21 protein-coding genes and 2 pseudogenes are annotated in these 19733 nt (G+C 60.7%); 15 read left to right on the top strand and 8 right to left on the bottom strand.

The features are described from left to right. The first annotated feature begins 57 nt into the window (after positions 1-57). From AB4Z52_RS00655 to AB4Z52_RS00630, 6 genes are all read left to right on the top strand, one after another. Positions 58-261 (top strand): YdcH family protein, encoded by a 204-nt coding sequence (locus tag AB4Z52_RS00655; protein ID WP_111162635.1) that lies wholly within the window; start codon positions 58-60, stop codon positions 259-261. 39 nt (positions 262-300) lie between these two features. Then, complete coding sequence (purE, locus tag AB4Z52_RS00650; protein ID WP_442215891.1) at positions 301-795, top strand: 5-(carboxyamino)imidazole ribonucleotide mutase; 495 nt, start codon at positions 301-303, stop codon at positions 793-795. Continuing rightward, a complete protein-coding gene (locus AB4Z52_RS00645; protein ID WP_442215889.1) occupies positions 792-1886 on the top strand; it encodes a 5-(carboxyamino)imidazole ribonucleotide synthase in 1095 nt (364 codons plus the stop codon). Before purE ends, AB4Z52_RS00645 begins: the two co-directional genes overlap by 4 nt. A 129-nt stretch (positions 1887-2015) precedes the next feature. Continuing rightward, positions 2016-2141, top strand: a complete 126-nt coding sequence (gene ykgO / locus AB4Z52_RS00640) for a type B 50S ribosomal protein L36 (protein WP_111162638.1) — start codon at positions 2016-2018, stop codon at positions 2139-2141. A gap of 123 nt (positions 2142-2264) precedes the next feature. Continuing rightward, entirely contained in the window at positions 2265-2879 is a 615-nt protein-coding gene (locus tag AB4Z52_RS00635) for a hypothetical protein (RefSeq protein WP_442215887.1), read from the top strand. 86 nt (positions 2880-2965) lie between these two features. Then, positions 2966-3973 carry an alpha/beta fold hydrolase gene (locus tag AB4Z52_RS00630; protein WP_442215885.1) on the top strand — a complete coding sequence of 336 codons (1008 nt, stop codon included), beginning with the start codon at positions 2966-2968 and terminating at the stop codon, positions 3971-3973. A gap of 21 nt (positions 3974-3994) precedes the next feature. On the opposite strand, the gene AB4Z52_RS00625 is transcribed toward AB4Z52_RS00630, so the two are convergent. Continuing rightward, on the bottom strand, positions 3995-4711 hold the full coding sequence (locus AB4Z52_RS00625) for an SDR family oxidoreductase (protein ID WP_442215883.1): 717 nt from the start codon (positions 4709-4711) through the stop codon (positions 3995-3997). A 154-nt stretch (positions 4712-4865) separates the two neighbouring features. On the opposite strand from AB4Z52_RS00625, the gene AB4Z52_RS00620 reads away from it, so the two are divergent. Next, a complete protein-coding gene (locus tag AB4Z52_RS00620; RefSeq protein ID WP_442215881.1) occupies positions 4866-5732 on the top strand; it encodes a helix-turn-helix transcriptional regulator in 867 nt (288 codons plus the stop codon). Here AB4Z52_RS00620 and AB4Z52_RS00615 read toward each other — a convergent pair. Beyond that, complete coding sequence (locus AB4Z52_RS00615) at positions 5722-6264, bottom strand: RBBP9/YdeN family alpha/beta hydrolase (RefSeq protein ID WP_442215879.1); 543 nt, start codon at positions 6262-6264, stop codon at positions 5722-5724. The genes AB4Z52_RS00620 and AB4Z52_RS00615 overlap by 11 nt on opposite strands. Before the next feature lie 108 nt (positions 6265-6372). Between AB4Z52_RS00615 and AB4Z52_RS00610 the strand changes: the two genes are divergently transcribed. Continuing rightward, the gene (locus AB4Z52_RS00610) at positions 6373-6849 is read left to right on the top strand and encodes an Lrp/AsnC family transcriptional regulator (RefSeq protein WP_442215877.1); all 477 of its coding nucleotides are present in this window, start codon (positions 6373-6375) and stop codon (positions 6847-6849) included. Here the strand turns inward: AB4Z52_RS00610 and AB4Z52_RS00605 are convergent. Continuing rightward, positions 6846-7769 carry a LysR substrate-binding domain-containing protein gene (locus AB4Z52_RS00605; protein ID WP_442215875.1) on the bottom strand — a complete coding sequence of 308 codons (924 nt, stop codon included), beginning with the start codon at positions 7767-7769 and terminating at the stop codon, positions 6846-6848. The genes AB4Z52_RS00610 and AB4Z52_RS00605 overlap by 4 nt on opposite strands. 104 nt (positions 7770-7873) lie before the next feature. Here AB4Z52_RS00605 and AB4Z52_RS00600 point away from each other — a divergent pair, with 104 nt between their 5' ends. The 3 genes from AB4Z52_RS00600 (at position 7874) to AB4Z52_RS00590 (ending at position 9973) form a co-directional block, all read left to right on the top strand. Continuing rightward, complete coding sequence (locus tag AB4Z52_RS00600) at positions 7874-8299, top strand: tautomerase family protein (protein ID WP_442215873.1); 426 nt, start codon at positions 7874-7876, stop codon at positions 8297-8299. Further along, positions 8296-8868 (top strand): DUF4865 family protein, encoded by a 573-nt coding sequence (locus AB4Z52_RS00595; RefSeq protein ID WP_442215871.1) that lies wholly within the window; start codon positions 8296-8298, stop codon positions 8866-8868. Before AB4Z52_RS00600 ends, AB4Z52_RS00595 begins: the two co-directional genes overlap by 4 nt. A 112-nt stretch (positions 8869-8980) precedes the next feature. Next, the gene (locus AB4Z52_RS00590; RefSeq protein ID WP_442215870.1) at positions 8981-9973 is read left to right on the top strand and encodes a threonine ammonia-lyase; all 993 of its coding nucleotides are present in this window, start codon (positions 8981-8983) and stop codon (positions 9971-9973) included. A 333-nt stretch (positions 9974-10306) separates the two neighbouring features. Here the strand turns inward: AB4Z52_RS00590 and pyk are convergent, their stop codons facing one another. Further along, positions 10307-11746, bottom strand: a complete 1440-nt coding sequence (gene pyk, locus AB4Z52_RS00585; protein WP_442215868.1) for a pyruvate kinase — start codon at positions 11744-11746, stop codon at positions 10307-10309. Continuing rightward, the gene (locus AB4Z52_RS00580) at positions 11746-12231 is read right to left on the bottom strand and encodes a DUF1036 domain-containing protein (protein ID WP_442215866.1); all 486 of its coding nucleotides are present in this window, start codon (positions 12229-12231) and stop codon (positions 11746-11748) included. The genes pyk and AB4Z52_RS00580 overlap by 1 nt, the downstream gene beginning before the upstream one ends. A gap of 200 nt (positions 12232-12431) precedes the next feature. On the opposite strand from AB4Z52_RS00580, the gene AB4Z52_RS00575 reads away from it, so the two are divergent. The 3 genes from AB4Z52_RS00575 to AB4Z52_RS00565 all read left to right on the top strand — a co-directional run bounded on the left by AB4Z52_RS00575 (position 12432) and on the right by AB4Z52_RS00565 (position 13906). Next, the gene (locus AB4Z52_RS00575; protein WP_442215864.1) at positions 12432-13223 is read left to right on the top strand and encodes an N-formylglutamate amidohydrolase; all 792 of its coding nucleotides are present in this window, start codon (positions 12432-12434) and stop codon (positions 13221-13223) included. Positions 13224-13240: 17 nt separating this feature from the next. Then, on the top strand, positions 13241-13546 hold the full coding sequence (locus AB4Z52_RS00570; RefSeq protein ID WP_442215862.1) for a DUF1244 domain-containing protein: 306 nt from the start codon (positions 13241-13243) through the stop codon (positions 13544-13546). Between the two features lie 96 nt (positions 13547-13642). After that, positions 13643-13906, top strand: coding sequence for a DUF2312 domain-containing protein (locus AB4Z52_RS00565; protein ID WP_111162652.1), 264 nt, complete (start codon positions 13643-13645; stop codon positions 13904-13906). An 89-nt stretch (positions 13907-13995) separates the two neighbouring features. Here the strand turns inward: AB4Z52_RS00565 and AB4Z52_RS00560 are convergent, their stop codons facing one another. The 3 genes and pseudogenes from AB4Z52_RS00560 to AB4Z52_RS00550 form a co-directional block, all read right to left on the bottom strand. Continuing rightward, positions 13996-15894, bottom strand: a complete 1899-nt coding sequence (locus AB4Z52_RS00560) for a DUF882 domain-containing protein (protein ID WP_442215860.1) — start codon at positions 15892-15894, stop codon at positions 13996-13998. Between the two features lie 176 nt (positions 15895-16070). Then, positions 16071-16277: pseudogene (locus AB4Z52_RS00555) on the bottom strand (helix-turn-helix domain-containing protein); the annotation flags it as partial. Between the two features lie 137 nt (positions 16278-16414). Continuing rightward, positions 16415-17660: pseudogene (locus AB4Z52_RS00550) on the bottom strand (sigma-54-dependent transcriptional regulator); the annotation flags it as partial. 216 nt (positions 17661-17876) lie between these two features. On the opposite strand from AB4Z52_RS00550, the gene AB4Z52_RS00545 reads away from it, so the two are divergent. After that, entirely contained in the window at positions 17877-19730 is a 1854-nt protein-coding gene (locus tag AB4Z52_RS00545) for a M3 family oligoendopeptidase (protein ID WP_442215858.1), read from the top strand. Positions 19731-19733 lie beyond the last annotated feature (3 nt).

Here is a 19733-nt window from a genome sequence, read left to right as displayed (position 1 = left end):
TGCGGAATTCATCGGCCGGGCGGACACGATACCGTGGGCGATATTGGGGATAATGACATGCCGGATCAGGAACAGGCGGAAGTCAGGCTCATTGTGGCGCGGCTGCGCCAGGAGCATGAGGACTTCGACGTCGCCATCAATGCCATGATCCAGACAGGCTGTGACCAGCTGCGCGTTCAGCGCATGAAGAAGAAGAAGCTGGTGATCAAGGACAGGCTCAGCAAACTGGAAGATCAGATCATTCCTGATATCATCGCCTGAGGGGACCTGACATTATTGCGTGAGAGGAATGACGCCGCCATGACAGAAAGACCGCCTGTAGCCATCATCATGGGCAGCCAGTCCGACTGGGAGACGATGAAAAACGCCGCCGATACGCTGGAAGCCCTCGAGATCAGCTATGACGCGCGCATCATCTCGGCGCATCGCACGCCCGACAGGCTCGTGGCCTTTGCAAAGAGTGCTCGCGACGAAGGTTTCAAGGTGATTATCGCCGGCGCCGGAGGCGCTGCTCACCTACCCGGCATGGCCGCAGCAATGACGCCGCTGCCCGTCTTCGGCGTTCCCGTGCAGTCGCGCGCGTTGTCCGGACAGGACAGCCTTCTGTCCATCGTGCAGATGCCGGCGGGCATTCCCGTCGGCACGCTGGCGATCGGCAAGGCCGGTGCGGTCAATGCCGCCCTGCTCGCCGCAGCCGTTCTCGCCCTTAGCGACGAGGATATCGCCGAACGACTGGACGAATGGCGCGCCAGCCAGAGCGCAGCCGTTGCCGAATACCCGATGGACAACCTATGACCACGAAAACGATCGGCATCATCGGCGGCGGCCAGCTTGGCCGAATGCTCGCCATGGCCGCGGCACGGTTGAATTTCGAGACCGTCATCCTGGAGCCGCAAGCCGGCTGCCCGGCAGCGCAGGTCGCCAATCGGCAGATCATCGCCGCCTACGACGATCCCGAGGGGCTTGCCGAATTGGCTGCCGTCTGCGATGTGGTGACCTATGAATTTGAGAACGTGCCGGTCGAGGCCGCCGAAAACCTTGCAAGGGTCGTCGCCGTCTATCCGCCCCCCCGCGCGCTGGAAATGGCGCAGGATCGGCTGACGGAAAAGCGCTTCCTCAACGACTGCGGTATTCCGACTGCCCGCTTTCACGCCATCGACAGTCAGGTCGATCTCGAAGCGGCGCTTGTCGACTTCGGCGGCCAGGGCGTCTTGAAAACACGGCGGCTCGGCTATGACGGCAAGGGCCAGCGCGTTTTTCGCTCGAATGGCGACAGCGCCGTCGGCGGATATGCCGCACTTGGCAGCGTTCCCCTGATTCTTGAAAGCTTCATCCCCTTCGAGCGCGAGATTTCGATCATTGCCGCCCGTGGTCTGGACGGCACTGTTGCCTGCTACGACGCCGCCGAGAACGTCCACCGCGCCGGCATCCTCCACACCTCAACATTGCCGGCGAGGCTCTCGCCGGTGGCAGATCTGGCAGCCAGCCGCGCTGCCAAGAAGCTCCTCACGGCGCTCGACTATGTCGGCGTCATCGGAATAGAGTTCTTCGCCCTTTCCGATGGCAGCCTGATTGTCAATGAAATGGCGCCCCGCGTGCACAATTCTGGCCACTGGACCGAAGCCGCCTGCATCATCTCCCAGTTCGAGCAGCACATCCGCGCCGTTGCCGGCCTGCCGCTCGGAAATCCCGCCCGTCACTCGGATTGCGTCATGCAGAATCTGATCGGCGATGACATATTGTCCGTGCCCCAATGGCTCAAACGTGACAATGTGCTCGTGCATCTCTATGGAAAGACCGAGGCTAGGGCCGGCCGCAAGATGGGCCATGTGACGGAGCTTCTCCAGCCTTCGGGCGAGGGTTATGCCGGGAAAAAGCCCGGCTAGCCGGTTGACATGGCCAGAGCGACACGGTATTTGCTCCCCACCCTAAAAGAGCGCGCCCTGAGCGCGCTTTTGATTGTTAAAAGATACGGGCGAATGTGACATTCCCCCTAAACACCGCGGATCAAAAAAATGAAGATCAAGAATTCGCTGAAGTCGCTCAAGGCTCGCCACCGTGACAACCGTCTGGTGCGCCGCAAGGGCCGCGTCTACATCATCAACAAGCTGAACCCGCGCTACAAGGCTCGTCAGGGCTGATCAGCCGCTGATGGCTTTCCCGCGCGCGGGGCCCCTTGTGGAGCCTGCGCACGGGGTGACCGGCCTCCGGTCGCCTGGGTATCACGTCAAATTTGCTTGGATCTTCAGTGCTGGCGGGCTATCATGCCCGCCATGCGCTTTTTTGCTTTGTCCCGCTCGGCACTGCCGATAATCATCCTGCTGATGTCCGCATCTCCGCACCTGGCAACGGCTGCCGATCAGCCGGCTGTCGAGCAGAAGGATCCCGACGCCTCCCCAAAACAGAGGCTCGATGATCTCTTTACCGCTCTGCGGCGCCAACGCGATCCCGACCAGGCAAAGATGATTGCCGAGCAGATCAGGGTGGAGCTTGCCGATTCGGGCAGCGCCACGGTCAATCTCCTGATGCAGTGGGCAACCAAGGCCGTCGCCGAAAAGCGCAATGCCGCAGCCCTCGATTTCTTCGACCAGGTCATCGCGCTAAAGCCGGATTATGTCGAAGGCTGGAATCAGCGGGCGACGCTCAACTATGCGATGGGCGACTATGCAAGATCGATGGAGGATATCAACCAGGTGCTGAGGATCGAGCCCCGGCACTTTGGAGCGCTTGCCGGCATGGCGGCGATACTCACCGAGACCGGCAAAGACCAGCTGGCGCTGAAGGCCTGGGAGCGCTTCCTTGAAGTCTACCCCGCGGATCGTGCCGCCCAGGATCAGGTCAATACGCTCTCTGAAAAGCTGGCCGGCAGCCCGACCTGAGCTCTCACCCGAGACGGCGGCAATCCCTGACGAAATTAATTGTTGTTGCCGACACGTCGTTTGCCTTCGACCCGCGTTATCAGCTTATGATCGATGTCCTCTTCATCATTCTCTTCGTCGTCAGCGTCGCCATCGCCTATTCCTCGTATCAGGCGCGCGCCATCGAGCAGGCGTTTCCGAATGTTGGCGAATTGACCGACGTCGGTGGCTTCAGGATGAATGCCGTTTATCTGCCGCGTCCGCCTGCCGCCGATCTGCCTCCCCTCGTCTTCATTCACGGCGCCAGCGGAAACCTGCGGGACCAGCTGGAAGCCTTTGAAGCGCCGCTGCATGAGCGGGCCGAAATGTTGTTCGTCGATAGACCCGGCCATGGCTATTCCGAACGCGGCGGGCCGGAAAACGCCCTCCCCTCGGGCCAGGCCGACGCAATCGCAAGGCTCATGGACAAGCGAGGCATTGAAAGTGCCATCATCGTCGGCCATTCCTTTGGCGGGGCGATCGCTGCCGCCTTCGCGCTTCGCCATCCCGAGCGAACGATCGGGTTGCTCTTCCTGGCGCCGGCGACCCACCCCTGGCCAGGCGGCGTCGATTGGTACTACACGCTGGCAGCTATGCCCGTCATCGGCTGGCTGTTCTCCCATGCCTTCGTAATCCCGGCGGGGCTTCGCCGCCTGGAACAAGGAACGATCGGCGTTTTCCGACCGAACGCCCGCCCGGCAGGCTATGTTGAGAAGACTGCTCCTGCCCTGGTACTGCGGCCGCACGCCTTCCGCAACAATGCGGCCGACGTCGCCAACCTGCTGGACTATGTAAAGACGCAAGCACCACGATACCGCGAGATCGCGGCGCCGACCGTCATCATCACTGGCGACAGCGACGACATCGTGCTGGAGGAATTGCATTCCCGCGGCCTTGCCCGCGACATTGCCGGCGCCGAGCTCATCACCATTCGCAATCTCGGCCACAAGCCGGATTATATCGCGACCGACGTCGCCATCGCCGCGCTTGAGCGCCTGGCCGGCCGGCCACGCGATCTCCAGCATGTCGCCCGGCGCGCCGAGCAGCGTATCGCCGGCATCCTGCCGGCAACCTGAGCGGAAGTGAGCGAACCTGCCCTACGCCGCGAGCCGCAGCCCGCCGTCGCAGACAATCGTATGGCCGCTCATGAAGCTGTTCGAAACCAGGAAAGTGATCGCCTTTGCAATGTCTTCTGCCTGGCCCACGCGCCCGACGGGCGTTTTCATGGCATATTCGGCAAAGGCAGCCTTTCTCTGCTCTTCGGGGAGAAAGTCCCACCAGGGCGTGTCTATGACGCCAGGCGAAACGCAGTTTACCCGCATCGGCTTCAATTCGACCGCAAGGACGGGCACCAGAGCCTCGATTGCCGCATTCGCGCTGGCAAGGCCTGCGGTGCCTGGGAAAGCGGCCTGCGCCGAGACCGCAGAGACGAAGGTGATGCTTCCGTCGCTAGGCAGAAACGGCAGCGCCGCCTGTGCCGTCGCGAAATGCGGAAAGACCTTCTGTTCGAAGCCGCCGCGAACCTCCGAAATCTCGACACTTGCAAAAGGCCCGCCACCTCTGGCTCCGCTGAGCGCAACAACGAGGTGATCGAAATTGCCGATATCGGCAAATCCGCTGCGAACGCTCTCCGCATCGGCTCCGTCCATGACGATGGCCCGGGCTGCGCCCCTCAGCGTGTCCCGTGCCTGTACTAGCCTCTTCATATCCCGACCCGTAATGGTGACGTTGAAGCCGAGGCCGAGAAGCTGGCTTGCGGTTGCAAGACCCACGCCCGACGACCCTCCGACGATGACAACATGTTGCGATGGCATGATTTGAATGTCCTTTACTGGCCGCAATGGCGATGTGAGCTGGACCGGATAGGCTTCCTCGCCCTTGGTCCAACCGCAGCTCTCATTTTGCATGCGCCGAAAACGTCAAACAGTTCCGCTTTTATCCTAGCACCAATGCTGATAGGATACTGGTATGAGCGAGAGTTTGACCACGATCGAAGCCCGCCGCCGTGAATCAGGAGATTTCCTGCGGTCTCGGCGCGAAAGGCTTGCGCCGGCAAGCGTTGGGTTGCCGAACGGGTTTCGCCGCCGCACACCTGGCCTCCGGCGCGAAGAGGTTGCGATGCTCGCGGGCGTCGGCACCACCTGGTATACCTGGCTGGAGCAGGGCCGCGACGTCAGGCCTTCGGCCGAGGTCCTGACGGCACTGGCCGACACTTTGAAGCTGGACGTCACTGAACGACGCCATCTCTTCATCCTCAACGACCGCCCTCCCCCCGAGATTGATACCGGCGATCCCGACCAAGTATGCGAACCCTTGCGTCGAATGCTGGCAAGCCTGACGCAGCAGCCGGCCTATGTCGTCGGCAAGCGCTGGGATGTCCTGGCTTGGAACCGCGCAGCCGCGATGCTTTTCGGGGATTACGGCAAGCTGCAAGGCGACGAGCGCAACATCATGCATCTCGTCTTCCCCAACAAGGCGCATCGCAATTTGCTGGTCGACTGGGAGACCGTCGCCAGAATGTCTCTGGCGATGTTTCGCTCCGACAATGCCCGGTACGCCGGCGACCCGGATCTCGAGCGGCTGGTATCGGCGCTTAAAAAATCCAGTCCCGAATTTCGCCAATGGTGGCAGCGCCATGAAGTCCTGCGTCCGCTGACCGGACACAAGCGCATTCGCCACCCCGAGCAGGGACTGATGTCGTTCGAGCACACGAGCCTCTCGGTCAGCGACGACCCGAATATGAAGCTCGTGGTCTACACGCCGGTCGAAACGGATGGCACAATTGACAAGCTCGCCGCACTGCTTGAGCGGGCACAGGCCGATCTCACGGTCTGAGGCAGCCAGCCGCAAAGGCGTCGAACAACTCCCTGCCGTGGCGCCAGTCGCCAAGCTCGCTTTGTCCGTTGATATGTCCGAACGGTCCGATCTCCACGATGCCACTTCCCCATTGATCGGCTCGCTGCATGGAATAACCAATCGAACCATAGGGATCATCGGCGCTCGCAATGATCAGCGAAGGAAACCGCAGCCGCTCTCGTGGCACATCGGCGAAGCCGGCCGCCTCCCGGGGGAAAGCCGCCGATCGGGGATCGGGCACCGCAACCAGAAAGGCGCCCGCCACGGAGAGCCTGGAGCGGAGCTGCCAATGAACGACTAGGAGGCAGGCAAGACTATGGACGACCAGCAGCGGCGGCTCGTTCGACGCGGCGACGGCCCGTTCGAGTGCCGAGAGCCAATCCGTCAGGTCCGGCCTGTCCCAATCCGCCGGCTCAAAGCGGCGCATTTGCGGGTCCAGCCGTTCCCAGCGGCTCTGCCAATGGGCCTCCCCCGATCCTCCGATGCCCGGCACGGTGATGATATCTGTCATGTCTTTTCCTCATATCTGTGACGAGGGGAAATTGAAGCCTTTTCATACGGCACGGAATAGATAATCATCGGAATACACTTCCAATTTCCGATGGATCAAAGGTGACGCATGGGAACAGCCCGGAACAACCGACCACCTCTCGACCCAACGGATATCGCGATCATCGAAGCGATGCAGGAGAATGGGCGGATTGGGATTTCGGAACTTGGCCGCCTTGTCGGGCTGTCGCAGCCGGCGACATCGGAACGGGTCAAGCGGCTCGAAGAACGCGGCATTATCACGGGCTATTCCGCGCGCATCGACCCTGCGGCACTCGGCTTCGGCATGATGGCGGTCATCCGCCTGCGCACCACGCACGAGCATATCAAGAGTTGCCTCAAGCAATTTTCCGAGATGCCACATGTCATGGAGGTTTTGCGCCTGACGGGCGAGGACTGCTTCATTCTCAAGGTCCTCGTGCCCACGCCGCAAGACCTTGAGACGATCGTCGATACGATCGCAAGGTTCGGACCAGTGACGACCTCGCTTGTTTTGAGTAGCGAAAAGCCGAAGGCGATCGGACGCGCGATCATTCAGCGGCTCTAGGCTTCGACTCCGGCCTCGGCCGGTGCGCGGTTGTATTCGCCGAGCGACCGGCGCACTGCCCGCAATACGATCGCCGCGAGCCTCTTTGTCGCCGGGCTCTGTTCGGCCTCGGCGCGGTGCAGGACCAGATCGAGCTTCGGCAGTAGCGGCAAGCCCGCTTCGTCAGATGACATCGGTCTGACTTTGTCTGGAAGGTCGAGCGGCGTGCGAATGGTGATCCCGAGGCCTGCTGCTGTCGCTGCCCACAATCCGCCGAGGCTGGGGCTGATGAAGGCGACGCGCCAGGCGATACCAGCATGATCCAGCGCCGCTGTCGCAGCGCTCCTGAGCAGGCATGGCATATCAAGCGTCACGAGCGGCATCGGCTCGCGGCTAGCGGCATCCCACTCGACACGTTCCGATGCCGGGCCGACCCAGCACATCGGTACCTCGCCGATACGATCGCAATGGGCAGTGCGCATGCCATCACTCCACGCAAGCGCCAGATCGAGGCGGCCCGATGTCACCCGCTCGACAAGCTCTGCATTGCGCACCACGCGCGCTTCGATCCGCACCTTGGGATGGGCGCGGGCAAAGCGCCCGAGCACCTCGGGAAGCAATCTCTCGCCGAAATCCTCCTGGAGACCAAGGCGGACCCACCCTTCCAACTCGACGCCCTGGACCGCGGCTGCGGCCTCGTCGTTAAGGTCGAGTAGTCGGCGGGCATAGGCGAGCATGGTCTCCCCGGCCTCGGTCAACGCCAGCCCGCGACCTGCTTTCCGCAGGATCGGCGTGCCAGCCTGCTCTTCAAGCTTCTTGATCTGCGCACTGACGGCGGAGGTGGAGCGGCCGACGCGCTCAGCCGCCTTGGCGAAACTGCCAAGCTCTATTCCGGCCACAAAACTTCGCAGGACATCAAGATCGAAAACGACGCGGCTCATCGCGATAATCCATATTTTCAGGACGAAATGTCCAATACTATCTGATTTTCAGGATGATCCTGGCGTGAGATACTGAAATCGTCAAGTTTTCATTGGAGGCTTTCATGCCAATCACACGTATCTCACTCCTCCGCGGCAAATCGCCGGACTATCTGGAGGCGCTTTCGGACAGTTTTCATCGCGCCATGGTCGAGGCCCTCGACGTGCCTGAGACGGATCGGTTTCAAGCGATCCACCAACTCGAGCCGGCCGAACTCATCTTCGACCGCAATTATCTAGGCGGCCCGCGTTCCGATGACTTTATCTTCTTCGACGTCACGATCGGCAGGCCTCGCAGCGCCGAGATGAAGAAGGAATTCTACCGCCGTATCGTAGAACGTCTGGCCGAGGCGCCCGGGGTCCGACCGGAGGATGTCATGGTGGTGGTTACGACAACACATCCTGAGGATTTCTCGTTCAGCAACGGCCGCGCCCAGATGACGGAGGCGGTGGCCGGGCTTGAGCCGGTCAACTGCAAGGAACAACCATGATCGCGATGCAATACAGCTTCACCCTGCCGGCGGACTACGACATGTCGATCATCGACCGCCGCATCCGCGACAAGGGTCCGTTGCTCGATAATTTCCCGAACCTCAGGCTCAAGGCCTATCTGACCGCAAGAACAGGTGACGAGGAAACGGCGAGCCGGGAAAATCTCTACGCCCCCTTCTACGTCTGGGACCAAGAGGAGGGGCTCAACGACTTCGTTTGCGGCCCCGGCTTTGCCGCAGTTTCCGCTTCCTTCGGCCGTCCTCAGGTCAAGACATGGATTGTCTGGCAGGCGGCAATCTCTCCTGACGTCCGCGCAGCCAGGTTTGCAACGCGAGAAATAACGGATATCGGACGGCACGAACCGCTCGCCGATATCCGCACCCATGAAAGCGAGGCGGTCGCTAGGGACATCGATACGGATGGAGCCCTCGCATCAGTGGCGGCATTCGAGCCGACCAGTTGGACCTATGTCCGCTTCAAACTTCGGAAGACCCTGCCAGAGACCGGACTTGGTGGGCGCGTGGAAGCCTATCGCGTCGGACATCTGTCCTTGCCGGGCGGACCCTGAGCGTTAGCGGAACCGAAATTGCTGTCACCGGGACAAAGTGTTTCTTCCCTCGCCGGTCTTGCGACCCTATGGATAAGAAATATCCAATCCAACAGGGCAGGACGAGTTCCCCATGGTCGATATTGCAATGATCGAAGCCGCCAATGCCCGCCTTGGCGGTCGTGCAAGGCGGACACCGCTTCTCTCCTCGCCGTTTCTCGACGAAATCGCCGGTCGCCGTCTTTTCGTCAAGGCAGAGTGCCTCCAACACTCCGGCTCGTTCAAGTTTCGGGGCGGCTGGTCGGCGGTATCGGGGCTTGATCCGGTCGTCCGCAACAAGGGAGTCATTGCATTTTCGTCGGGCAATCATGCCCAGGGCGTAGCACTCGCAGCAAGGATGCATGGCGTTGCCGCCGTGATCGTCATGCCCTCCGATGCGCCAAAGCTCAAGATCGACAACACGCGCGCTTTCGGCGCCGAGGTCGTGCTTTACCATCGCGAACGCGAAGACCGCGACGAGATCGGCAGCAGGCTTTCGAAAGAGCGCGGCCTGACGCTGGTGCGGCCCTTCGACGAGCCGCTGGTGATCGCCGGCCAGGGAACGACCGGACTGGAGATCGCCGTGCAGGCGGCCGAAGAAGACATCGGTTCGGCAGAAGTATTGGTGCCCTGCGGCGGCGGCGGCTTGACCTCAGGCATTGCGCTTGCCCTTGAGGCGCGCTCGCCATCACTCAAGGTGCGCCCCTGCGAGCCCAAGGGTTTCGACGACACGACGCGGTCGCTTGCATCAGGACGGATCGAGCGTAACGCCACTCTGCTTGGCTCGATCTGCGATGCCATCATCACGCCGCAGCCGGGAAACATCACCTTCCCGATCATGCAGCGCCTCTGCGGCCCCGGCATCGCCGTCACCGACAAGGAAGCAATGGACGCTGTGGCGCTCGCCTTCACCCGCCTCAAAATCGTCATCGAGCCCGGCGGAGCCGTGGCCCTAGCAGCGGCGCTTTTTCACGGCAGTCAGATTGCCGGCAACGCAGTCATCGTCGTCGCCTCCGGCGGCAACGTCGACGGCCACGTCTTCATGCAGGCGCTCGATGGTTACGCCGGCCGACTGGTGACGAACTGAATAGATCGGCTTGACGGCAACAGGGAAATGCCCTCCGTCTGTTCGCAAGCAGGCCAATTGCATATGAAGAGTGACTGGAAGCGGGGCTGAGACGTTCAGCCCTCATCCAGAGGTGCAATTCGAAGAATTGCCTCGAAGGACGAGGGCGCTTGCGCCAGTGTATGAGGTTTTTCGCAGGCAAGCGGCCTCTAGGCGATCTCTCGTAGTCCGAGACGGCCCTGCGGGCCTCCTCACCACGAGGGCTGGAGCGTGCAACCGCCAATCCACCCCCCATATGCAATTGCCTTCTTTTCAAAAGGCAATTGCAGTTGTTCTTGACGGCGCTACAGCAGCTTAGATGCCGCTCTGGCCATCCGAGCCGATATAGGCGATGCGCAGCATGTTGGTGGCACCAGGCGTGCCGAGCGGAACGCCGGCGGAGATGATCACGCGATCGCCGGGCTTGCCGAAATCTTCATCAGCAACGATGCGGCAGGCGCGGTTGACCATGTCGTCGAGGTCGGTCGCGTCATGGGTCACCACGCAGTGCATGCCCCAGACGACCGACAACCGCCGCGCCGTCTGGACGCTCGGCGAAAGCGCCAGGATCGGCACCTGCGGACGCTCGCGGGAGGCGCGCAGACCCGTTGTTCCGGAAGAGGTGTAACAGACGATGGCCGCAAGCTTCAATGTCTCGGCGATCTGTCGCGCAGCAAGCGAGATCGCGTCGGCGCTCGTCGCTTCCGGCTGCGGACGCTGCGCGTAGATGACGCCGGGATAGTGTGGCTCGCGCTCGATGGTGCGGGCGATCGAGGCCATCATCGATACTGCTTCGACAGGATAATCGCCGGAAGCCGATTCGGCCGACAGCATGACGGCATCGGCACCTTCAAAGACGGCGGTGGCGACGTCGGAAACTTCGGCGCGAGTGGGAACCGGCGCGGAGATCATCGATTCCAGCATCTGCGTGGCAACGACGACCGGCTTGCCCGAACGGCGGCAGGCGCGGATCAATTGCTTCTGGATACCCGGAACGGCTTCGAGCGGCATTTCGACGCCGAGGTCGCCGCGAGCGACCATCAAGGCGTCCGAAAGCTCGATAATTTCCTCGATATGTTCGATGGCCTGCGGCTTTTCTATCTTTGCCATGAGGCCGACGCGGCCGCGGGCGATCTTGCGAACCTCGACCAGATCTTCAGGACGCTGAACGAAGGAGAGCGCGACCCAATCGACATCGTCGGTGGCAAGCACTGCATCGAGATCGGCCCGGTCCTTGTCCGTCAGCACGCCGGCGACGAGCAATGTGTCGGGCAGGCTGACACCCTTGCGGTCGGAAATCTTCGTTCCCGAGATCACGGTCGTGACGATGCTCTTGCCGTCGCACTTGTCAGCGCGAAGGGCGAGCTTGCCGTCGTCGATCAGCAGGCGATCGCCAGGCTTTACCGATTCCAGGATTTCCGGATGCGGCAGGAACACGCGGGTGCTATCGCCGGGCGTGTCGTTGTTGTCGAGCGTGAAAGTCTGGCCGGGCTTCAGGTCGACTTTGGTCTCGGCAAACTTGCCAACGCGGAGCTTCGGGCCCTGCAGGTCGGCGAGAATGCCGATCGGCCGGCCACAGCGGGCTTCGACGGAGCGGATACGCTGGATCAGCGTGCGCATCATGTCGTGGCTGGCGTGGCTCATGTTGATGCGGAAAAGATCGGCGCCGGCTTCGTGCAGCTTCTGGATCATCTCTTCTTCGGAAGAAGCCGGGCCAAGCGTGGCGAGGATTTTGACTTTTCTATTGCGTTTCATCAATTCTGGCTTTCTTGGCTTCCCGGAGTATCGGAAAGCTGAACCATCCAGCTAGCCTGACGCCCCGTGTCGTATTCCTTGAATCCCATTTTCTGATGACCGCGGGCATAGCAATCCTTGACGCCCGTGATCTTGAATTCATTCTCGGCTACGCACATCTCGACATCGCCCGTCCAGCGCCCTCCCCGGGCAGCGTCTTCAGCGTATAGATAGTAGTATCGTGACTGCAGCGGTCCCTCGATCAGGGTCGCGCATGTCGTCGCTGGCACCTGCCACCAGCCCTCCGTCACCCAGCCTTCCTTGGCCCGATAACCGATCGCCACACCGACCAGGTTCTGCGTCCCATTGCACACGCGAAAATCGGCAAGAGCGACATTCGGCAGAAAGAATGGCGAGGCAGCAGCAAGGGCGAAAAGGGCGAGCCGGGCAAGCGGCCGGGACCGCGAAACGAAACTTGGCGCGACTGGGCTGAACACGGCTTCCAATGGGCTCCATGGTTGATCGTCGTATCGTCTTCTTGCGCTGCCATCCCCAGAATGTCAACGCAATGCTAATCGATTATATTGGTTTGGCGGCCAGCGAAATATTGCTGCTCGACCGATGCTTGCGCCAATGCGAGCCTTGCGCGCTCCGCCGCCGCATGCAATCAAGCAGCGGCTGAAATGCGGCAAAACGGCAATCCCACATGGACGATTTCAACTCCTTCGAAATGATATCCGGAGATCGTGACAAAGGCATGGTCATTCTCGGCGACCATGCGATGAATCTGCTTCCGGAAAAATACAATCGGCTCGGCCTGCCGGAGACTGCCTTTGGCCGCCATATCGCCTATGACATCGGCGTCGAGGGCCTTTGCCGCGCGCTGGCGCAACAGCTCGGCGTTCCCGCCGTTCTCGGCGGTTTTTCACGCCTTCTGATCGATCCGAACCGTGGCGAGGACGATCCGACGCTGATCATGAAGATATCCGACGGGGCGATCATCCCGGGAAATCATCCGATCGGCGACGAAGAATGGAACCACAGGATAAAAGCCTATCACCGGCCCTACCACCATGCGGTCGCTGAAACGATCGCCGACATTGCAGCCGCCAGCGGCAAGGCGCCCCTAGTTCTGTCGCTGCATTCCTTCACGCCGTCATGGAAGGGCGTTCCGCGGCCATGGCACGCAGCAGTGCTTTGGGACAGCGACCATCGCGCCGTTGCGCCGCTGCTTGCCGGACTTCGTGAGGATAACGATTTGTTGATTGGCGACAACGAGCCCTATGACGGCGCCTTGAAGGGTGACACGCTCTATCGCCACTGCATGGTATCGGGCATACCGCATGCGCTTCTCGAAGTGCGCCAGGACCTCATCGGCGATGAGAGCGGCGTTGCCGACTGGGCAAAGCGGCTGGCCACGATCTTCGAAGCCATGAACGCCGATCCCGCCCTGCATGAATATCAGGTGTATGCTTCGCGCACCGGGCCTTACGAATAATCTTCAGGAGAAGCCAAATGACCGCGCCAAGCAAGGAACAGCAGACTGAACTGGAGGCGGCCGCCTTCCGGCGTCTCGTCCAGCATTTGCGTGAACGCGGCGACGTCCAGAATATCGACCTGATGAACCTCGCCGGCTTCTGCCGCAACTGCCTGTCCAACTGGTACCGCGAGGCCGCAGAGGAGGTAGGCCTCGACGTGTCGAAGGAGGAATCGCGCGAGATGGTCTACGGCATGCCCTACGAAGATTGGAAGGCAGCCCATCAGAGCGAGGCGAGCCCTGTGCAAAAAGCTGTATTTGAACTGAACAAGCCTAAAGAATAGACCGAACGGAGCGGAAGAGGCTTGACCTCCGGCCCGGTTCGCGGCACGTCAACGGCCCATCGAATTTTTTGAAATCTACGCAATCAGGAGACAATGATGTCTGATGCACATGGCGTCGCCCGCGACCAGCTTCGCGCTTTTGTCGAGCGCATTGAGCGGCTGGAAGAAGAGAAGAAGACCATTGCCGACGACATCAAGGATGTCTACGGCGAAGCCAAGGGCACCGGCTTCGACACCAAGATCCTGAAAAAGGTTATCGCACTTCGCAAGAAGGACGAGCAGGAACGGATGGAAGAAGACGCAATTCTCGACACCTACCTGCACGCGCTCGGAATGATCGAAGCGCCGCCCGAGGAATAAGTTCGGTATCATCTGCCGATAGGCAGCGCCAAAACGAAAAAACCGCCGGAGCGATCCGGCGGTTTTCTCTTTGTATCAGGTCGGCGCTTCTACTGGACCGTATTGAATTTCTTCACGGCCTGGAAGTTCACGGCCGAACCGTTGAAGCGGGCCGGATCGATCGATGCGGTCTGCTGCTTGAAGCCTTCGGTGTAGACGGCAGTCGGTTGCGACCGCAGCGTTGGGCTCACAAAGCGCGGCGCCTTGACGGACCGGCCACCGCTGGTCTCAAGGCGAGCCTTGCTCAGTGCCCACTGCGCGACCATCTTGTCCGTCAGCTTTGGCTCGGTTCGAAGTGTGGCGCGTCCAGCAGTGGCGGCATCGGCATCCTTCCTGCTGGGACGGCCACCCTTTGTCGGAACTCCGGCTGCGACATTGCTGTCGTTGATCTCAGGCCGATCGAAGGCATCGTTGAAGCGCACGCCCGAGGTGCTGGGCGTCGGCAGGAGTGCTGCCATCTGCACCGGCCTTGCCGGCGGCTGCGGAACCTTTTGCGGCATGACCGCGTTGATCGCCTGGGCTGCATCGTTGGAGATCGTTGGCACGCTCGATTGGACATTCTGATCGGCGCGATGCTGTTCAAGCGCCGCTACGATCGCGGGCGAAAGAGTAGCGCCATCGGCGACGTCATCTTGCGCATCCGGATCGGCATCCGCGGACGCGAGCAGCTTTTCGGCAACTTCCGGCCGCTCGACCGGCACAGGCACCGAGGCATCAGCAAGCGCGTCACCCTGGTTAGGCGTCGGATCGGCCGCTGCGGTCTCAGTTTCCGCATCACCGGCGGCACGACGCTGGCCGAGAAGCGACGGAACCGGAACACTATAGGAGCTCAGATCGGCAAATTGCTGCTGAGGAGCATTGTCTCCATTGGTCGGCAATGCCGCGGCAAGGGCAGCCTGTGCAGGATTTGTTCCCGTCGACATCAGCGCATTGGCCACCTCGCTTCCAGCAGGCGGATTGCCGAAGGCCGGACGAACCAGCGGGATCGGCGCATTCACGCTTGCAACAAGGGTCGGCTGCGCAGCTGGTTCAGGCGCTGTCTCCTCGATTGGCGGGGCGGCCTGCTTGGCAGTTGCCGGAGCCGGGGCTGCCGTTGCCGGGGCTTCGGCATCGGAATTATCCTCCGCCTCGTCTGCACCACCACCACCAAACAGCATGGCAAAGAAGCCACGATGCTTCGAAGGCGAAACGCTTGCGACCTGAATGTCTTCCGAAGCCATGCGGCGCTTGTAGTCGGCGACAGCTTCCTGATAACCGGGCAACGGCTTGCCGTCTGCCGGAATATGCATGGTTTTGCCGTTCGGGAACAGGCGGACCAGATCCTGGCGATCCATGCGCGGCCAGGCGCGCACGCCGCCGACGTCCATGTGAACGAAAGGTGAGCCAGAGGTCGGATAGAAGCCAACGCCGCCGACCTGGAGCTTCATGCCGATTTCGCGCAGCTTTGCGAGCTTCACGTCAGGCAGATAGAAATCCATCGCCCGGCCGAGCATGTGCTGGCTCTTCTTGGCGACACCGGTATGGGACGAGCGGGTGCGCAGCATCTCGTTGGTGTCGGGCGAGCGAAAACCGCAGACGACATTGATGAATTCATGCGAGCCGCTTTCGCGGTAGACTTCCCAGATGAGATCGAACAGGCGCGGATCCATCTTCGTCGGCTGGTTTTTGCGCCAGTCGCGCAGGATGCGGTTAAGCTGCTCAAGACCGCGCGGGTCGAACTGGCCGTTGCGCTTATAGGTGATGACGGCCTTTTCGCCGGTATGAACGTAGTAAATTTTCAGGCTGCGGGTATCGCCCGCAGCGCTGAGAGGCGTGCCAATAAGGACCGGAGTTGAAACAGCAGCCGCAAGCAGGCCGACAATTACTGCCTTGGCCACCTTCCGGCATATCGCGGAGCACACAGAACTCCATATCAAGCCGTGAGGCTTGGTAGTTTCATTCAAATCCACAACTCGATTCCCCGTCCGACAGCAAATGTCGCATCATGTTCCCAATGGCTGTCAATTGCGGTGACACGATGGCAAAAATACCACACATGTTCAACCACTTCTTACATAGTGAACGATGCACTAACAAGTACTTTACGAGGAGTAACAAAATATGCTTGCTCAATCCTTAAAATTCGTCACGCCGCGTGCTTCTGAGGATCGTCCGGGTCGATGCCGTAATCCTTCAGCTTACGGTAGAGTGTCGATCTGCCAATTCCCAACTTACGCGCGACCTGGCTCATCTGTCCCCGATAGAACTTGAGGGCGAAGCGAATCAGTTCCTCTTCGACATCCGCCAGCTTGCGCACATCCCCTGAAGGGCCAGTGCTGGAGATGATATTGTCGGGCCCGTAGAGTTCGGCATTTTCCGCCGGCCCATAGGACGGCGCCGCCATGGGCTGTGGCGCATGTTCTCCGACCGCCGGCTCATAGGAACCAACGACGGACAGACCTGCCTCGCCCAGTGCCGGGCGACGGTTTTCGCCAGCGAGTGCTAAATGATCCGGCGTGAGATAGCCTGGCAATTGCGCGGCGATCTGCGGGAAATCCGCTTCCAGCAGCTCGGGCCCCTGCGACAGCACGACGGCACGGAAGATCGCATTTTCCAGCTGGCGGATGTTGCCCGGCCAATCGTAGGCCGTCAGAAGTGCCATCGCACCGGCGCTGATCCCGACCGAATGGCCGATCTTCTGCTCTGCCGCGAAGCGCTCGACGAAGACCCGAACCAGATGCGGAATGTCTTCCTTGCGCCGGCGCAGCGCCGGCATGGTGATTGGAAAGACGTTGAGGCGATAATAAAGATCCTCGCGAAAACGCCCGGCTTTCACTTCCTCGATCAGGTCCTTGTTGGTGGCCGAGATCAGCCGGACATTGACCTTGTGCGGCATGCGCGCGCCGACGGTCTCGATTTCGCCCTGCTGGACAGCGCGCAAAAGCTTGACCTGGACTTCAAGCGGCAGGTCGCCGATCTCGTCCAGAAACAGCGTGCCGCCGTCAGCTTCCATGAATTTACCGACATGGCGCTCGTTGGCGCCGGTAAAGGCACCCTTCTCGTGGCCGAACAGAATGCTCTCGACGAGATTATGCGGGATGGCGCCGCAGTTGACGATGACGAAAGGCTTGCCGGAGCGATCGCTGCCGGCTTGGATGGCGCGTGCCACCAGTTCCTTGCCGACACCCGATTCGCCTTCCAGAACGACTGGAATATTCGATTGTGCCGCGCGCTGGGCGAGATCGATGACCCGCAGCATTGCAGGGCTTGCCGAGACGATATCGTCGAAGCCGATGGCCCCGGAGCGCGATTTGCGCCCGGCACGGGCCTTGGCCTCGCGCTGATCGAGCTTCAAGGCGTTCGAGATCGCACTGGCGATCCGCTCGGGCGAAACCGGCTTGACCACAAAATCGAAAGCACCGGCGCGCATTGCCTGCACCACCGTTTCGATACCGCCCTGGCCCGTCTGCACGATCACGGGAATATCCGTTCCCATGACGTGAAGTGCTTCGAGAAATTCGAGGCCGTTCATCTCCGGCATCATGAGATCGAGAACGATCACATTGATCTGGCCGCTATTGCGTTTCAGGACTTCCAGCCCTACGCGGCCGTTTTCTGCCAAATGCGGGGTATAGCCCGCTCGCTCGACAGCGTTCTTGAGCAGACGTCGTTGAACGGGATCATCCTCAACGACAAGAATCTGCGCGCCCCCCTTGGCGTCATTATATATGGTCATCTTGCCTCACCTCATGCGAAACCTGAGATGGGACTTTGGCAGACAGGACTGAACATCCTGTTTTGAGAAATAATCGCATTTTAATCATTGTGACGAAGGCGGAATCCGTACCAGACCGGCGCTTTTCGCTGAAAAAACAGCCTTGCGGCCGTCATTCCAGCCGAATAGACACAGACATGACCGTGTCAGATGAAGAAAATAGAGGAACACAAGCCCATGAGCCCGCATTCGTTCCACGCTCGTCTTAACCTTTCCGCTGGCCCTTCGGCGGCAAACAACGATGCGGCACTCGGCGATCTGCCGACCTGGAAGCTGCAGGACCTCTATCCCTCGGCAACCTCGACGGCCTTCGTCGCGGACATGGAAAAGGCCGGCAAGGCATCGATCGCCTTCGAGGATAAATGGAAGGGCAAGCTCGCCGAGGCTGCGACGAAGAGCGGCGACGAGGGCATCGGCGCAGCACTCAAGGAATATGAAGCGCTCGACGACATGATGGGCCGGATCGGCTCGTTTGCCGGCCTCACCTATTTTTCCGACACGAGCAATCCGTCCAATGGCAAGCTCTACGGCGACGTGCAGGCGCGACTGACCGACTATTCGGCGCACCTGTTGTTCTTCGCGCTCGAACTCAACCGGATCGACGATGCGACGGTCGACGCCAGCATGGCGAAGGACCTGATTGCCGCCCACTATCGTCCCTGGCTCGTCGATCTGCGGCAAGACAAGCCCTATCAGCTGGAAGACAAGCTCGAGCAGTTGTTCCTCGAAAAGTCGATGACCAGCAGCGCCGCGTTCAACAGGCTCTTCGATGAGACAATCGCCGAGCTGCGCTTTGACATCGACGGCGAAAAGCAGCCGCTGGAGCTGACGCTGAACCTCTTCCAGGACGCCGATCCGGAGACCCGTAAGAAGGCGGCGATGGCGTTGGCCAAAACCTTTAAGGAAAACATCCGCACCTTCACGCTGATCACCAACACGCTGGCCAAGGACAAGGATATTTCCGATCGCTGGCGCGGTTTCGAGGACATCGCCGACAGCCGGCATCTGGCAAACCGGGTCGAGCGGGACGTGGTCGATGCGCTTGCGGCCGCCGTTCGCGCGGCCTATCCGAGGCTTTCCCACCGCTATTACCGGATGAAGGCCAAGTGGCTCGGCATGGACCAGATGAACTTCTGGGACCGCAACGCGCCGCTGCCGGAGACGCCGACGGCGCTGATCCCCTGGAACGAGGCAAGGGACACCGTCCTTTCAGCCTATGGCGACTTTGCCCCCGACATGGCGGCAATTGCCAAGCGCTTCTTCGATGAACGGTGGATCGACGCACCGGCACGCCCCGGCAAGGCGCCCGGTGCGTTCGCCCACCCCACTGTTCCGTCGGTTCACCCCTATGTCCTCGTCAATTACATGGGCAAGCCACGCGACGTGATGACGCTTGCCCACGAACTCGGCCACGGCGTCCATCAGGTGCTCGCCGGCGCGCAAGGGGCGCTGATGTGCCAGACCCCCCTCACCCTTGCCGAGACCGCCTCCGTTTTTGGCGAAATGCTGACCTTCCGTACGCTTCTCGAGCGCACGACCGACAAGCGTGAGCGTAAGGCAATGCTGGCCCAGAAGGTCGAGGACATGATCAATACGGTCGTGCGCCAGATCGCCTTTTACGAATTCGAGCGGAAACTGCATACCGCGCGCAAGGCCGGTGAGCTGACATCGGAGGATATCGGCGATCTCTGGCTGTCGGTCCAATCGGAAAGCCTCGGGCCGGCGATCAAGATTTCGGAAGGCTATGAGACGTATTGGGCCTATATCCCTCATTTCATCCACTCGCCCTTCTACGTCTATGCCTATGCCTTTGGCGATTGCCTGGTGAACTCGCTCTATGCCGTCTACACCAAGGCGGAGAAGGGCTTCCAGGAAAAGTACTTCGAAATGCTAAAGGCCGGCGGCACCAAGCATCACTCCGAACTTCTGAAGCCCTTCGGCCTCGACGCGACCGATCCGTCGTTCTGGAGCAAGGGCCTGTCGATGATCGAGGGCCTCATCGACGAGCTTGAGGCGCTTGATAACGAATAGAAA

This window comes from Rhizobium sp. 2YAF20 (assembly GCF_052114685.1).
In the GTDB taxonomy this organism is placed as follows: Bacteria; Pseudomonadota; Alphaproteobacteria; order Rhizobiales; family Rhizobiaceae; genus Rhizobium.
Note: the sequence above shows the minus strand (reverse complement) of the source record. Positions and strands in the feature narration are given on the sequence as shown.